The organism is Colwellia sp. NW0002-52-1, assembly GCF_057550865.1.
On record NZ_BAAJLU010000002.1, the window covers coordinates 140,623 to 158,548 of the forward strand.

Below are 17,926 nucleotides of genomic sequence, written 5' to 3' on the forward strand. Positions count from 1 at the left end.
CATTAAACGAAAGCCTTCTCAAAAAATAGATTAAACCAAAGAAGTTCGCAGTAAGTTTTATTGATTTACTGTGTACCGCCTACAGTCATTTCGTCAATTTTCAAGGTTGGCTGCCCAACGCCTACTGGAAGGCTTTGTCCGTCTTTACCACAAACACCCACCCCAGCATCAAGCTTTAAGTCATTACCGACCATGCTGACACTTTTCATTGCTTCAGGACCGCTGCCAATTAAGGTCGCCCCTTTTATAGGTGAAGTAATTTCGCCATTCTCTATTAAATAAGCTTCTGAGCTAGTAAAAACAAACTTACCTGAGGTAATGTCGACTTGCCCACCAGCAAAGTTAGGGGCGTAAATACCTTTTTTAACTGACTTAATAATATCGTCAGGTTTGTGCTCACCCGCTAGCATATAAGTGTTTGTCATACGTGGCATAGGCAAGTGGGCATAAGATTCTCTACGACCATTACCTGTGGGTTTAACGCCCATTAAGCCTGCGTTATGCTTGTCTTGCATGTAGCCTTTTAACACGCCTTTTTCAATCAATACGTTATATTGTCCCGGCGTACCTTCATCATCAATACTGACTGAACCACGACGATTAGCCATAGTGCCATCATCAACAATAGTACATAAGTCAGAAGTAACTTTTTGACCTACTTTACCCGAGAACGCAGAAGAGCCTTTACGGTTAAAGTCGCCTTCTAAGCCATGCCCTACGGCTTCATGCAATAAAACGCCAGGCCAACCTGCCCCAAGTACAACCGGCATTAAACCGGCTGGTGAATCAATAGCAACTAGGTTAACTAAAGCTTGTCTAACGGCCTCTTCAGCATAAGCTAAATAGCGTGGCTTGTTATTGTCTAATTCGAAGAAATAACTATAGTCTGTACGCGCACCACCACCTGAACTAGCACGCTCTCGCTTACCATTTTCTTCAACTAGTACTGAACAATTAAGTCGTACTAATGGTCGAATATCAGTGGCATAAGTACCATCACTAGCGGCGACTAATATTTTTTCGTATACACCTGACAAGCTAACAATAACTTGTTTAACACGTTTATCCACACTGCGGGCATGCGCTTCTACTTCATGCAAAAGCGTAATTTTTTGCTCTTGAGGTAAGCTTGCCAACGGATCCATAACTTTATAAAGCATTGGGTTTTGTTGCATTGTTTTGCCATCAAAAACCTGTACTCGTGCAGACTTTTCGGCAATAGCGATACCTTTAGCAGCATCGGCAGCTTTTTTTAATGCCGCTGGAGAAATATCATCTGAGTAGGCAAAGCCCGTTTTCTCACCTGAAATAGCGCGAACACCTACGCCACGCTCAATGTTATAAGAGCCTTCTTTGACAATACCATCTTCTAACATCCAAGACTCATGACTGCTAGATTGAAAGTATAAATCGGCTAAATCAATTTTACGTTGGAAGATATTATCCAAGGTATCCATCAACATACTTTCATCAATTTTACTATTGGCTAAGAGCTCAGTCTCAACATTATTCATACGACATCAACTTATTTTTAAAACGATTATGAGTGGCAACAGGCATAGCTTTACGCACCTTGTCTAATTCTTCTGCTTGGTATTTAGCACAAATTATACCTTTACCCGTATCTAGCTGGGTCAGGATTTCGCCCCAAGGGCTAATAATCATACTGTGGCCCCAAGTTTCACGGCCATTTAAATGCACGCCTTCTTGACCTGCAGCAATAATATAAACTTGATTTTCAATTGCACGAGCTTGTAATAATGTTTGCCAATGCGCAGCACCAGTTACACGGGTAAAGGCACTAGGTACGGTAATAATTTTTGCTCCCTGCTGAGATAATTGTCGAAACAATTCAGGAAAGCGTAAATCATAGCAAATAGATAAGCCGATCTTAACACCAGCAACATCAACTACGCTAACATGGTCGCCCGCTTTAACGTAGCGAGATTCACAGTAATTTTTTTCGTTATCTGCTACCGCAACATCAAATAAGTGAATTTTATCATAACTGGTGAGTTCTTCTCCATCAGGAGAAAAAACAAAACAAGTATTGGTAAATTTATCAGCAATATTAGATAACACAGGAATACTACCAGCCACTAAAAAAACATTATATTTTTTTGCTAGTGCGGCAAGTTTGACTCTTAAACTACCTTTTGCTTGATGCTCTTGCGCTAAGGTTAATTGAGCTAGGTCCTTACCCCCAAAAAATAAACAGCATTCTGGTAAAACAACTAATTGTTGTTCAGCCTGTTCTAGGGTTAATAATTGTTGCTCGATATCACTAATATTGTCATCGACATTAGTGCTTGAGGTCATTTGAATTGCACAAATTTGCATTACTTTACTGCCATGTTCAAGATCCATCAAAGTTATCACTTTCAGGATTAGGTTCTATTGGGTTTTCTGAGCCAGATAAACCACTATCGCTCTCTGGTAGCTTATCGACTATTTTAGGTGGTGATGATTTGCCAACACTAATGTTTTTATTTTTTCTGCTCACTTGCTTAAATAGTGGTTCATCCAAGTTACCTGTTACTTCGAAATTTATTTCCGCGATAACTGAAGATGTGATCACTTCATCAAGTGCAACACCAGCTAAAAATGTTACTGGATTTAAAGTCGCTATCCAAGCTAGCACGGGCAAACTAGAAGTTAAATTTGGCTTATAAGTCATCCGGTAATCTAATTCGCTATTGTTTAAGTTGGTATTACCGACAACACTTAAGTCGCCAGCGGCACCTTTCATTAAGACATTATCGGTATAAGCTACGCCATCTTTTAAAGAGAAATCACCTTTTAGTTCACTATAGAACATGCCATCGCTGAAAATATCTCTAAAGTCGAAACTGAGCTTACGCACCAACGACTGCAGGCTTAAAAATGAAAATATACGAACGCCTTTATCATCAACATCAGCTAAATAGCCATCATTAAAGCTTGTAGATAATGCACCGTTAAGTGTGGCCATGGCAAAGTCATGTGGGCCGCCTTGCCAAGTAAGGTCATAATCCATATTTACCCCACTGTCTTTTATAATCGACACTAAGCCTATATTTTCAATTTCACGTGCAACGTTATTCGTCGCTAAACTGCCTTTAATTGAGGTAATAGATTGGCTGCTATTTAGTTGCCACTTCGCATCAAAAACAAGGCTACTTTTATCCCTGTTCGCTTTAAAGTTATTCAGTAGCAGTGTGTCGTTATTCTCACGCGTTATAGTGAAGTTAACCTCTCCAAAGTCAAAGCTATCAAATTTACAACTAGCACAGGCAACCTTCAATGGCGGGAAGGCGGTAAATATTTCTGCATTACTTTCTTGGTCAATAATAGTGGGGGCTTTCTGTGGAGCAGCGCTCAACACTTCCCCGTCTGAGTTAGTATTGGTTGTTGCTTGAGTATTTTCAGTATCCGCTGTGGGAATATTTTCTTTTGGCTTATTACTCTCTAGATTATCGGCTTGTGTCACAGCAGTGATCTGCGCAATATCTTCACGCGTATTGTCGATGTTTGCTGCTGGCTCGATTTCAGGCTGAGTGGTAATTAAGTGAATAAAATCAGCATCTATATCTATTCCTTGCGATAACCAGTCAGGATAAAACTTGGCTGAGCCTCTAAGCTCTTTGGCATTAATATCCAGTAGCCACCAATTTGGTTGAGGAACAAAGTCAAAGTTAATTTCTTGAAAGTTATGCCCATAAACATTTAAGTTTGCTACTTGTCCGTGTATCTTTTCAGGGATAGAAAACAAACTTGCTTGCGTTACTTCAACACTGGCTAAGTTATTTGATGGCGGCTTAGCTAAATTCGGTTCGCTTACCTCAGCATTTACTGCTGACAGTATATCTACTACTAATGGCTGCCATTCTTGGTAATCGGCATCCACTAAATCCGCCGTTATATTAAACCCTTGTGTAGGCAGCCAAGATTGTTGTTTACCTAAGACCAAATGCGCTAATGAAAACTGCTGTTTCTGGTGTTCTAGTAATCCATAAAAGTTAATATTGTTACCTACTCTAGCATTGATAGTGCTACTTTTGTCATCGCCAAAAGCATGTAAATTAACTGTAATGGGTTGCTCTGCAGCTTTACTAAAGGGTAATGGCAGCGCCAGCGCTACATCATCTAAATTAGGGGTGATTTTATAGTCATAAAAAAATTGTTCGCCAATAAATTCAAGCTCAAGCATGCCTTGCCAAGCAACTTTACCATTAACATATTTAATCAATTCTTCAGGTAATTGCGCTTGCCACTGCTCGGTTTGCCATTGGCCTAAAGTTTCAATGTTAACGTTATAAAGTTCAGATTTTTGCTGTGCTGTTACATTTATTGTTAATGGCATACCCCGCCAATCAAGCTTAACGCCAGTCGCTGTTATTTTATCATTATGGTAATCAAGGCGACCGTTAACTTGTTTGAAGTTCATTGCTGGCGTTTGCAGTGCCACGGCATTATTTTTAAAATCTACATGGCCTTTCGCTATTACATTTTCAGGTGTTGCTAAGGGCAGTATTAATGAAAAATCGCCATCGATAGGCGCCGAAACAATCACTTGGTCTAAGATTGCTCCAACCGAATCCTGCATTGGGCTAGCGTTCATTAATTGCCTAACTAATTGTGGCTGTGTTTGTGTAAAACTGGCATCTACGGTTAATACACCTTCACCAGCTAAGTCAGCAATTGCTGCCTCAACACCGGTAACATCAATACCCGTTAACGTGCCTTCGCGGCCAGTAATGAGCATACTATTATTGGTAAAGTTAAGGTTAGCTGAAAAGCTTTCTATTGCTGGCCACTCAGGGTCAAACCTAAAGGTGCTTTCTGCTAATTCTGCATTTACAACAAAAATACCTTCGTTGTTATTAAATGGAAAGCTTTGTAGTGGACCATTAAATAAAACCAATGCTTGGTTAACTTTTCCTTCGATGATAGCACCGTTGAGGTAGTTAACTAAGTTATCACCCATTAATAAATGCGGATAAAAGTATTCCGCAAATTTAGCATCGCCTTTACTCACGCTGGCTAACAATGCCATGCTCGCAGGTGTATCTTTTACACTATTAACGGCTAGGTCGGCTGTTAACGATATTTGTGGTGACGTAAAGGCAATATCTTCCACCGAAAGCTGCCAGCCATCAGCTAGAAATTTAGCATTGATCAAACTACGTAAGCGCGTATACGGAATAGGATATTTAAAGTGTTTATCAAAATGAAGCGCCCCATCAACTGCATTTAGCGATATTTGCAGTTGATTATTGGCATAAACAAGCTCGCCACTGACATTATCAATACCTGGTATACCTTGACTGAAATGACTATCAATATCATTAAAGCTTGCGGTAAATGCCGTGTCATTGGCATTAGTGCGAAAATATATATCTTCAACTCGACCAACGGCGTCAAGATCAAAGAGTAATTTTTCAAGACCAACATCATCGGATAAAAGTGGCGATATCCCCTCAAAACTGGCAAGTTCTATGGCATTGATATAGCCATAAATATTTTCATCATTCGCATTGGCTGTTAATGATATTTTATTGGTTTCTACGCCGTTTCGTTTCACCGTAATTGGCGATGTTACTGCGCTAAATGCTAATGATTCAGACACCTTTATTTGAATATCACCACCAACAACTTCAAAAGTTTGTGCCTTGTTTTGATGTTGCCAAATAATTTCATTTTTTCCTAAGGCGAACTGAATAAGTTCAGGTTGACCTGCGTTAACAGTTAACCAAGCATTAAAATTAATTGCTGAATGTGTGTTTGCGTCTTTAATAGCTAAAACTCGCCCTAACCAGGGAGTAATGTCGATTTCGTTAGCTTCAAGGTAAGCTTGGCCACTTAATCTATCAAACTTAGGTCCTTTAAAATCTAATAAGACCTTCAGGTTATTTGAGCTAAGCCCATCAACAATAACCGTGCCGTTAGCTCTATGACGGTCATCTTTGTTAACCCAAAATAATTCATTTATGGTAAAAGCGCGCGTACCCGACGATGTGCGATAAAGTACATGACTATCGCGAATAGAAAAACGAGAAATTTGCTCTAAAAATATGGCTGAAAGTGAATCCAGTAAATTATCTTCACTAGCTTTTTCATCAAGTTCTTCGTCGGAGTTTGCTAAGCTTACTTGTTCAAAGTCCAACTCAGCACCTGAGATAACAAAGTCTGTTGTCACCCATTGCCTTGTTCGAATACTGCGCCAAAAATCGAGTTCAACCGCTAAGTTATCAATATAAATTTGACTGTTATTACCAGCTAAAAGCTCAACTTGTCTACTGATTAATGTCGGGCCTGATTTGCCCCAACCCATAGCTAATGAGCCAATTGAAATATTGCTGTTGTAGCTATTATTTAAAAAATCTTCAACATCTTCACGATAATTATGCGCGTAGGGTAAAAATAAGCGTAATGTACTAATTAACACGGCAAAAACTACTAACAACACTGCAAGTAGTTTATACAGACGTTTAAGCCATCTATTTAGTACCGTGGAAACACTCATTACGTTTTGGCCATACCTTTACTTTACTTAAATTGACTTGATTACTGCTTGTGAAGTCTCAGTTATAGCTACATCATTACCACATCAAACTGTTCTTGATTATACATGTTTTCTGTTTGTACTTTAATTTGCTTACCAATGAATACTTCAAGCTCAGCTAGGTTATGATATTCGTCATTCTCAAGTGATTCACTGACTGAAGCAGAGGTATAAACAATAAATTTATCTGCATCATAAGCGCGATTTACTCGCACAATTTCTCGTAAAATCTCAAAACAAACCGTTTCAACGGTTTTCATATAGCCTCGGCCATGACAAACGTCACATTCTCCACATAAAATATGCTCTAAACTTTCACGCGTACGTTTGCGGGTCATTTCAACTAGCCCTAGTGAAGAAAACCCAGATATACTGTATTTCACGTTATCTTTTGACATGGCAACGTCTAAGCTATGTAAAACACGGCGTTGATGTTCTTTGTCATGCATATCTATAAAATCAACAATAATAATACCACCTAGGTTTCTCAACCTAAGTTGGCGGGCAATGGCTTGCGTTGCTTCAATGTTAGTATTAAAAATGGTTTCTTCTAAATTACGATGCCCAACAAATGCACCGGTATTTATGTCAATGGTAGTCATAGCTTCTGTTTGATCTATGATTAACGAGCCACCTGACTTTAATTCTATTTTACGATGCAGCGAACGTTGTATTTCGTTTTCAACATCGAACAAATCAAAAATTGGCCGTTCGCCTGGGTAATATTCGAGTACAGAAGTTAGATTAGGGACAAACTCAGTGGTAAATTCAACTAATTGTTCATAAGTGAGTTTTGAGTCAACCCGAATACGTTCGAGTGATACACCAACAAAATCTCTTAACATGCGAAATGCTAAAGATAAATCTTGGTAAATTGGGTCTTTGGTTTGTTTACGTTCTTTTCGTTCAATGACTTTTGCCCACACACGACGAAGAAATTCAGCATCGTGCTCTAGCTCATCTTTACCTGCGCCTTCAGCCGCTGTTCTGACAATAAAGCCATGGTTTTTGCCACAATAAGGTGTGACGATAGTTTTCAGTCGTTTGCGCTCTGCGGGATCTTCTATACGTTGTGATATACCGGCATGGCTAGCATCAGGCATTAACACTAAGTATCGCGCTGCTATGGTTATATCAGTAGTTAATCGAGCGCCTTTAGTGCCAAGCGGGTCTTTAACAACTTGCACAACAATATATTGCCCTTCGTGAACCAAGTTTCTAATGTCTGGCACCTGGTCGCTATTATGCTCTTCATTTAAAATTAATTTAGAATTGATATCTGAGGCGTGCAGAAAAGCAGCTTTACCTAAATTTATGTCAACAAAAGCGGCTTGCATACCGGGTAATACACGGATAATTTTACCTAGGTATATATTACCTACTAAGCCACGACGAGCTTCACGTTCTATATGAACTTCTTGCAGTGAACCGTTTTCGATTAATGCTACCCTGGTTTCGCTTGGTGTAACATTGATAAGTAATTCACCGCTCATTTCGCTTCCCGTTTAGTCTTTTGTTATTGAAGAGTGTACGCCGAATGCCGACAGTAATTGTGCAGTTTCATATAAAGGTAGGCCAACCACTGCTGAATAACTGCCGCGAATTTGTTTAACAAACTGGCCTGCTATTCCTTGAATACCGTAAGCACCTGCTTTGTCTTGCGGCTCACCAGTTTGCCAATAGCGAATTATTTCTTGTTCGCTCAGTACTTTAAAATCTACTTCAGTTCTGACCACAATAACTTCACTACGTTCACCTTTTACTACAGCAACAGCAGTAATAACTTGATGTGAATTACCCGATAACATACTGAGTATAGCGATGCATTCATCAAGCGATGCCGGTTTTCCTAAAATATTAGTACCAAAGACCACACTAGTATCTGAGCCTAATACCGCAACATTTTCGTCATATTGTTGGGCAATAACACTCGCCTTTTCAACGGCTAAACGGGCAACATATTGCTTTGGTGATTCTTGAGGTAGAACACTTTCATCAATGTCAGCTGGTAAACAAGTAAATTGATAACCTAGTTGTTCGAGTAATTCTTTTCGACGCGGTGATTGCGACGCTAAAATCAAAGTAGTAGACATGTTATTTAATTCTAAAATTTCGTCTTATTTTACGTAAAAGTAAAAAAGCCCAAGGCCAGAGGATTATGGTTGTGAATACCGGATATAAATAGCTCGGTAAAAAAACTGCATCGGTTAAAAATCGTTGCAGCCAAAAAACAATTAAGTGATATAACGCTGATAGTACTCCAACAATAAGTGCTTGTTGCCAAACCGAAAAGTTGCGTATTTTTTGAAAATTACCGGCAACTATGTAAACCGCAATAGCCATTGCGCCAGCATGTACACCTAAAGTTGAACCTAGCAGTACATCGAGAATAAAACCTAGCACCCAAGCAGAAATAACGTTGACGCGAGAAGGTAATGCCAAGCACCAATACAGTAAAACCACTAATACCCAGTCAGGTCGAAAAGCATCAACACTTAATGGCAAAGGCATAATGCTAGCCATTAATGCTACTAAAAATGTCAGAAGAATAATTAAACGACTTGCTATGGTCATTGTTTTTCTGCCTTTTTATTTGGCGAACTTTCCGCTGCTATTGGCTTTTGCTCATTAGGCTGTTCTGGCCATAACAATAACACATAACGTAAGCGATCAATCTTAGCAACAGGTTGGCTTTGAATTTGAGAAAAGGCTCGTGATTCATCTTGAATAACCGAAGAAACTTTTGCTACAGGGTAACCTTCAGGAAATTTACTGCCTAAGCCAGAGGTTACTAATAAATCACCTACGCGAATATCACTACTGTGAGGAACATGGTTATGTGTTAAGCGATCTATCACACCAACACCACTCGCGATTAAGCGTAAGCCATTGCGACTAATTCTTACTGGCACAGCATGAGTAACATCAGTGATCAGTAGCACCCGACTGCTGCTAGTACCCACATGCAAAATTTGGCCAACAATACCTTCATCGTCAATAACGGCTTGGCCTTCGTACACGCCATCATTCGCACCACGGTTTATGACTACTTGATGGGTATAAGGATCACTATCAACGGCAAGAATTTCGGCAACCATTTTTTTGGCATCGCTTCGAACCGGTGAAGCCAGTAAGGCTCGTAATCGATTATTTTCACGCTTAACAATATCTAATTGTAAAGCCTGTTCATGGAAGACTAATTCGTTGATTTTGTATTGTTCATTGTCATCAATAAGCTGACGACGGGTAACAATATTTTCTGCCGCCCAGTTCATCATTTGTTTGGGCGCGGTAGCTAAATATTGTAAAGGGCTAACCATAGATTGCAAAAAGCCTCGGGCGGACTCGAAGCTATTCATTTTATGGTCGAAAAAAATTAATGCCGCAGAACAAAGCAGCACCAAAATAAGTCGGTGCTGCGGGGCCGGTCCATGCTTAAAGATAGGATTCATAAATTAAACTTGTATAAATACTAATTTAGTATTTTATTCGTATGAGAATAAATCGCCGCCGTGCATATCAATCATTTCAATCGCTTTACCGCCACCACGAGCTACACAAGTTAATGGGTCATCAGCAACAACAACAGGGATACCGGTTTCTTCCATTAATAAACGGTCTAAACCTTTAAGTAATGCGCCACCACCCGTTAGGATCATGCCGCGCTCTGAAATATCAGACGCTAATTCTGGAGGTGATTGTTCTAGGGCAACCATAATAGCACTAACTATACCGGTTAAAGGCTCTTGAAGCGCTTCTAATATTTCATTGCTATTTAACGTGAAACTACGCGGTACACCTTCGGCTAAGTTGCGGCCACGTACTTCAATTTCAATCACTTCTTCGCCTGGATAAGCAGAGCCAATTTCATGTTTAATGCGCTCAGCAGTTGCTTCACCAATTAAACTACCAAAATTACGACGAACGTAATTGATTATGGCATCGTCAAACTTATCACCACCAATGCGAACTGAAGAAGAATACACCACACCATTGAGTGAAATAATACCAACTTCAGTCGTACCACCACCAATATCAACCACCATTGAACCGGTAGCTTCTGATACTGGCATTCCAGCGCCAATTGCTGCAGCCATTGGCTCATCAATTAAATAGACTTCACGTGCGCCAGCACCTAATGCCGACTCACGAATTGCACGGCGCTCTACTTGTGTTGACCCACAAGGAACACACACTAAAACACGTGGGCTAGGTCGTAAAAAATTATTGCTGTGCACTTGTTTAATAAAGTACTGCAACATTTTTTCAGTAACAAAAAAGTTAGCAATAACGCCATCTTTCATTGGTCGAATTGCTTCAATATTCCCAGGAGTACGGCCTAACATTTGTTTGGCAGCAGTACCTACAGCGGCTACACTTTTAGAGCCACCAGAACGGTCTTGACGAATAGCAACAACTGAAGGCTCATCTAAAACTATGCCTTGGTCTTTTACATAAATCAGGGTATTTGCGGTTCCTAAGTCGATTGATAAATCGTTAGAAAACATGCCGCGTAATTTCTTAAACATATTGTCGAAATGTCCTTTAAACATCACCTAGGCAACAAATTGCCAGAATATTATTGTGCTGAATTTGCAAGCATTGCTTAACTTACACATAGCTTACAAATGATATTTTGTATTATTAACACGCTATCATACCGCAGACTATAGTACTTGTGTTATTTCAATAACAAAAATATCATTAAATTTTAAGATATTTTTGTTATTAGTGAAGCTAAACCATGGTTTGCTCGCTCAAATTCCTACCTTTGCTCTAATACAAATAATATGACGAACTAATTCACCACTTCGCGCCATGAAATTATGCGGTCGTTGCCTCGATACATACCAAAACTTAATAGCGCACTAGGATTGTCATCGTAAAAATTACCATCACTGTCTGTATCAATGTCGTTCCATTTAAATTTCAACCAGCTTGGCACTTCATATTCCCATTCCAGTGCACCTTGTTGTGCCGGAGCGGCATAAAGTAATTGATTTTGTCGACCGTTAATAAAAAGCCCAGAAATACTTGCCTCGGTATGACTAGCTTGTATTGCATCATTGCCTATATCCAGCAAACGATAATCCCAAAGATTCATGTTTCCTGAGTATTTTGCACCTGCCACTTTATTGCCTACCTGCGGTGCTAAACAGCTTTCATCTTGATGCTCATTAAAGTTTGTTCCGTCATAAACCTGAATGCTCATTGGCACTCTTAATTTAGCATTTTCTGAGCCATAAGCATTGTCTAATACCATACGAGCAAAGCGAATATTTACCCCGCCAGTGGTAAATTTCTCAATGGCAGATTCATCAACTATATTCGTTGTAGGCTCAGTTAATAAGCTAATATTATCGGTATCGGTTATTTGCTCTGTCACAAAAGGTACTTTTGCATCAAAGGGTGCCAATAAGCTTGTATCATTATGGTTATAACTAAAATGGTCACTGTCAGAAAAAGTATAAAGCCACTCACCTGGAATTAAATTACGATCGTCATCAATACTTGCGCTTAAGCTACCTGACTCCATTTCAGCAGTTAAAGCAACAGGGTTATCAGGTATATTTCCAACCATTGGCTGACTGTCGTCATGTGTTGGCAAAGTAATGTCTATTCCTGATGACGTTAACTTCATAAAGCCTTCAGACTCTCCTAAGGTATAGTTTTTCGTAATTTCATTGTTCGCATTGTAGGCTGTTATCGTTATTTTTGGTGCAAGGCTATAAGCAATGGCACCTTTGTCTTCACTGGTACGTTGCCCGGTATAGGCCCAATCAGAAAATGCACAAACACCGACAGCATCAGGATAAGCATAGGCATCAAAATTACCTTTATGATCTTCCTTTACTGACTGTTTAAAGTAGGCTGGTGTAAAACGACCAATATCTATCCCTTGTGCACCCGTTGAATTGCTTGCAGTAACTAAACCATTGATATTGCCTAGGCCACCATAATTAATATCTTGCAAGTCTATATGAATGATCCCAACTTCATCGTATTGAGCACCATTAAATAACGATTGGCCTTTTACATTCTCGCTAAAGCTATTCAGTACAACATTTTTAGTCTCAGCTTGAATAGTCTGCCCTGGGGCGAAAGTAAAATTCCCTGCAACACTTCCGTTAAGCCTTGGTGCAACTTTATAAGCCGTCATTTGTAACTGGCCATCAGCTTGACGATAATTCTGTGTTAAATCACCGGCTAAGTTAAGCGCTTCAACCTTAAAATTAAAGCTATCACCCGCTTTGTGCGTGATTGTACTTGTACTGCTATTACCCTTTATTTCCTCTGTAGCATGAGTAGCCAAAAGCTGAAATCGAGCTGGTTTCACCCAAAAGTCGATTGAGCTATCTGATATTGAAATATCAGCATTAGTATATTTTGCATGTAAGCGAATCTTACCCGCGTCTAAGTAATTAGGTGTAGGAATAATGGCAATACTGTCATTACCAAAATTCAACGATACATTATCGCTAAATTGTGGATACTTCGCGATATTAGTATTACTTGTTTGAAATGCTAAGCCGGCATTAAACGAAACGTCAGGCGTAACATTTTCCTGAGCAATACTGATATTGACCTCGCCATTAAATATGCCTTCACACACACCATTATTATTCTTTACCGCTTGTAACTTTAAGGTTTCTCTGAATATTTTACCGGCTGTTTGATGACTAATAATTTCACTATTGCTATCTCCGTAAAGAAACCTAAAGCCTGCATCTTCAAAAGACATATCACAACTTGTACCGAACCCAGAACATTCAACAGCATTGCTGGCTGCTACACTGGCGTTGTCTATAGATAAAATAATGGTTTCAGCGGTGGTATGACCGAAGTTAATATGGGTACTACCGGTAAAAGTAGGGGTCGCTTTAGTTACTAAACCGCTTACTGGACTGGTTATATTGAAGTCTAAACTAACTGATTCTGTACTTTCAGTTGTGCAGTCAATGTCAACACAGGCTTTTATCGTAATAGGTTCAGGCGCGCACGTTAAACCTCGGCCATCATGGCCTATTTCGAAATGATGAATGCGTGCACAATCACTTGCTGCTCGAGTTGAGCCATCATAGTTTTTGTTCTTTGACTGGTTATTATAAATTCTAGTCACGTCGTCAGCAGTCAAGACACTGTCAAAAACAATAAACTCATCTAGGGGTGCTCTAAATCCTTGCGGGTTACTTGAACTAACATCATCGAAAGATGTACCGATAAATTTCAATGTTCCAGCGGGCGCTAAATTTATCGTTTCAACAAAACTGCCATCTATGTATAAACTTGTTTGTTCATTACTATAAATTAATGCCAAATGATGCCAATCATTATTAATACTATTAAAGCTATAGTTACCATTAATTGCTCTTCTGGTATCACCGTCATAAACTCCCCAACGCCAACTATTATTTCGATCGAGATACAGTAAATCGCCACCTGCGGCCATTGCGCCTAGAATAAAGTAACGATTGCCCGCGGTATCTGTTGGCTTTTTAAACCAAGTTGAAACACTAAAATCAGCCGGTAAGGGAATACTGGTTTGTACATGTTGAAGCGCATCGCTAATGGCTAATGCTTTTTCAATTTTTGCATCATAGCTTGTGTTAACACCATTATGACTTGTTCCAGAATAATTCCCTAGTTGATCAATTACTTCATTGCCTGAGCCAATGTAGCTGCACTGATCAAACTGAAAATTAGCGATAGGACTCGCACAGAAACTGCTATTTAATTTGAAATCGGCAGCACCGGTGAATGATCTATCGCCATGATTATTCATACTATGAAAACGAAAAATTTTAGCGTTAACGGGCGTAAAATTAAACGTTTGTGCCGGTGTTATATTTGCCGCAGTAAAAATGTAGCTTGGCGTAATTGCCTCACCTAACAATTTAAAGTCGGCTAAGCCAGTAATAGAAGGATCGCCATGGTTTTTAATCGTAACAATACGCGCACCAATAACGCCAGAAACCGTATCTTCATCATCAAGCACTATTTTAAAAGGTGTTGAAGTCATTGGTAAATTAAACGTGCTCGCGGCTGTTACTGACTTACCTACAACTTCAAATTCTCGAAGACCCGTAATCGAAGGATCGCCATAATTATTAATAGTAATTAATTTAACATCGGTTACATCTATAGGAATGTCGTTAATATCAAGTTGAAAGCTTTCTAGGTTACTTTGCATAGCGGCGATGAAGGTTTTAGTTTCAGTGACCGAAGGCCCCTGTATTTTAAACTCTTTAGCGCCAACATATGTTGGATCGCCATAGTTGCTGATAGTAATGAGTTTCACATCGGTAACTTGAGTTGGAATATCAACATCATCTAATATGTAGCTTTCACCATTGTCATGCATAGCGGCGACAAAAGTTTTCGTTTCCGTCACTGATGGTCCTAGCAGCTTTAACTCTCTTGCTCCTACGAATGAAGGATCGCCATAATTACTTATAGTAATTAATTTTACGTCGGTAACGTCTTCAGGTACATCGTTGCTATCAAGGGTGAATGTTTCGCCGTTTCTATGCATTGCGGCCGTAAAGGTTTTAGACCCATTTACTGACGTACCTCTAAGCTTAAGCTCTTTAGCACCGATAAAAGAAGGATCACCATAGTTAGTAATAGTTCTAAATCGCACATTTGTTACACCAACCGGCTGATCAGCTGATGCAATAGTAAAGGTTTCGCCATTATCATGCATAGCTGCAGAATAGGTATATAACTGCCCCGATAAGGTGCCTATTACTTTAAACTCTATCGCACCCGTGTAGGTTGCATCCCCGTAGTTTGACAATGTTCTAAGGCGAAGAGCGGTTACATTACTTTGCGGTGTTATAGTCCAATTTTGTTGGTTACTATTCATAGCTGCAGTAAATATAGTACCACCTGACGGCGCCTCTATGGTTTGCCAGGCACCGCCTGAAATTTGAATATCAACTTCAAAAGTTTGTATTGAGATATCATTATTGCCATAATTAATCAGTGAAATGGTATCAATGCTGATCGCATCGCCAGCAATGCCGTCAAAGTTACTGTCAAAACTAAATGATAAAGTATTGGTCTGTTTTCTAGAAAGCCAACGGGTACTGTTATCACCATCGTGCATATTTTTAGCACCATAGCTTGTTGAGTTATACTCACTGTCAATTCCAGTTAAACTACCGCCATTTGCTGCTAAGGCGAAGTTATAGTTAGGCGTATTTGTTCCGGCACTGGATACTGGTAATTTTGTCCAATTACTATTAGCTAACGTTTTAACTTCTACCTGAAATTTGTTAATTGCCCGATCGTTACTCCCATAGTTAACTAAGTAAAAGCTCTCTAGAGTGAAAAGATCTTCCGCGCCTGCTTGAATACCGTCTTCATTAGCATCAAATTGAAAGTCTAATGTGTTATTACTTTTTCTACTCAGCCATAGGCTATTTTGGTCACCGTCATGAATATTTTTAGCACCATAACTTGTTGAGTTATACTCACTGTCGATAGCCGTTAACATGCCTCCTTGTTGTGCTAAAGCAAAGTTATAATTAGCTTCTCCTGCAGTTGAGCCAGGCACATTTATTTTCGACCAGTTAGGGTTGCTTTTTGTTTTTACTGCAATTTGAAATGTTTTGATTGAACGATCATCGTTGCCATAGTTAACTAAATAAAATTGCTCTAACGTAAATAGATCTTCAGCTGAGGCGAGAGAACCATTTTCATCTGCATCAAATTGAAAGGCTAATTCATTATTGCTTTTACGGCTTAACCAGAATGTATTTTGATCACCGTCATGAATATTTTTCGCGGCATAGCTTGTAGTATTATATTCACTATCAATGCTAACTAATTTGCCACCGTGATGTGACATAGCAAAATTATAATCGGGTTGCCCAATACTGGCACCTGGAACATTAATTTTCGTCCAATTAGGGTTGTCGCTAGTTTTAACTGCTAGCTGAAATTGTTGAATTGCTCGATCGTCATTGCCATAGTTTCGTAAGTAAATACTGTTTAGGGTAAAAAGGTCTTCTGCTGCGCCAAGGGTACCGTTTTCATCTGCATCAAATTGAAAAGCCAATTCATTATTGCTTTTACGACTTAACCACCTTGTGTTTTGGTCGCCATCATGAATATTTTTAGCACCAAAGCTCGTTGAATTATATTCGCTATCAATTTTAACCAAGGTGCCACCATGATGTGACATGGCGAAGTTATAGTTTTCCTCACCAATTATCGCACTTGGCACATTAATTTTATGCCAATCAGGATTTGCTAGCGTTTTAACGGCAACTTGAAACTGCTTCACTGAGCGGTCATTATTGCCAATGTTCTCAATGTTAATTTTGTCTAGGGTAAAAACATCTGCAGAGTCACCTTCTGCCCCCGTTATACCATTGTTGTTAGGGTCGAAGGTAAACTCAATAGTGTTATTACCTTTGCGACTTAACCATAGAGAATTTTGATCACCATCTTGCATGTTTTCAGCATGGTAACTAGTTGTATTATATTGGCTGTCGATGGCACCGAGAACTCCACCATCTTGGAAGCGAGTATAAACATACTCTTCATCGCCAGCGGCGGTACCTGGAACCTGTAATTTTTGCCAAGTTGAACCATCATAAGTAATTTCAACTTGAAACTGTTTAACCGAACGATCATCTATTCCATAGTTGGTTATTTCGAGTTCATTAATGGTAATACCATTACCAGCTGATCCATCCCAGTCTGTATCAAAATTATATTCTATAACATTGTTAGATTTACGAGACAGCCAACGAGAATACCGGTCACCATCATTAATGTTTTCTGCTGAATAAGAGGTAGAGTTATATTCTGCATCAACAGATACTAGTCGAGCCCCTTGCGCCCAACTTAAATAATCTAGATAGCCTACCGGGTTTTCATCAGCAATCATGGGCTTCCAACCTGCTGAACCTGCGTTTGCACTTAGGCCTTCATCTTCAGTGCTCAATAATACAAATTGATTTACACCCCGATCATCGCCGCCATAATTAGTTAATTCGAAGCCATTAAAACACATGGCACCGTTACTTTCTGATAATTGAAAGTTTAAATTATTACTTTGAGAGCGTGATAGCCAACGTGTTGAGGGATCATTATCGAGTAAGTTTTCTGCTGCCCATGTTGTACTGTTATATTGCGAGTCAATCAGGGTGATGTCTGATGAAGATAAAGCATCGGCATAAGCATAACTAGTCAATAAACAAGCTATTACAATGATCTTTTTCATATAAGGAATGAAGGTTCCCTGCTGCATATGTGTTGTAACCTTTAATCTGAAATTGTAACTTGGTGAGGCAATGTAGAGATAATTTGAAGTGTTGAATTCATGAATGAGTTGACATAAATAACCTTAATATTATCGATAAAACCACT

At 39.3% G+C, this 17,926-nt stretch carries 9 protein-coding genes; all 9 read right to left on the bottom strand.

Features of this window, described 5'->3' with window-relative positions:
* Positions 1-65 precede the first annotated feature (65 nt).
* Positions 66-1,514, bottom strand: coding sequence for a metalloprotease TldD (gene tldD / locus AC27H3_RS03275; protein ID WP_487103699.1), 1,449 nt, complete (start codon positions 1,512-1,514; stop codon positions 66-68).
* Complete coding sequence (locus AC27H3_RS03280; RefSeq protein ID WP_487103701.1) at positions 1,507-2,367, bottom strand: carbon-nitrogen hydrolase family protein; 861 nt, start codon at positions 2,365-2,367, stop codon at positions 1,507-1,509. Before AC27H3_RS03280 ends, tldD begins: the two co-directional genes overlap by 8 nt.
* Positions 2,357-6,505, bottom strand: coding sequence for a YhdP family protein (locus AC27H3_RS03285; protein ID WP_487103703.1), 4,149 nt, complete (start codon positions 6,503-6,505; stop codon positions 2,357-2,359). The genes AC27H3_RS03280 and AC27H3_RS03285 overlap by 11 nt, the downstream gene beginning before the upstream one ends.
* Positions 6,506-6,573: 68 nt before the next feature.
* Positions 6,574-8,037: a ribonuclease G gene (gene rng, locus AC27H3_RS03290; RefSeq protein ID WP_487103705.1), complete on the bottom strand. Its 1,464-nt coding sequence runs from the start codon at positions 8,035-8,037 to the stop codon at positions 6,574-6,576.
* A 12-nt stretch (positions 8,038-8,049) separates the two neighbouring features.
* Positions 8,050-8,637, bottom strand: a complete 588-nt coding sequence (locus AC27H3_RS03295; RefSeq protein ID WP_487103707.1) for a Maf family protein — start codon at positions 8,635-8,637, stop codon at positions 8,050-8,052.
* A 1-nt stretch (position 8,638) separates the two neighbouring features.
* Complete coding sequence (gene mreD, locus AC27H3_RS03300; RefSeq protein WP_085301114.1) at positions 8,639-9,118, bottom strand: rod shape-determining protein MreD; 480 nt, start codon at positions 9,116-9,118, stop codon at positions 8,639-8,641.
* The gene (mreC, locus tag AC27H3_RS03305) at positions 9,115-9,996 is read right to left on the bottom strand and encodes a rod shape-determining protein MreC (RefSeq protein ID WP_487103709.1); all 882 of its coding nucleotides are present in this window, start codon (positions 9,994-9,996) and stop codon (positions 9,115-9,117) included. The genes mreD and mreC overlap by 4 nt, the downstream gene beginning before the upstream one ends.
* 33 nt (positions 9,997-10,029) lie before the next feature.
* Positions 10,030-11,073 (bottom strand): rod shape-determining protein, encoded by a 1,044-nt coding sequence (locus AC27H3_RS03310; RefSeq protein ID WP_081148217.1) that lies wholly within the window; start codon positions 11,071-11,073, stop codon positions 10,030-10,032.
* A 269-nt stretch (positions 11,074-11,342) separates the two neighbouring features.
* Positions 11,343-17,780 carry a DUF6701 domain-containing protein gene (locus tag AC27H3_RS03315; protein ID WP_487103712.1) on the bottom strand — a complete coding sequence of 2,146 codons (6,438 nt, stop codon included), beginning with the start codon at positions 17,778-17,780 and terminating at the stop codon, positions 11,343-11,345.
* Positions 17,781-17,926: the final 146 nt, after the last annotated feature.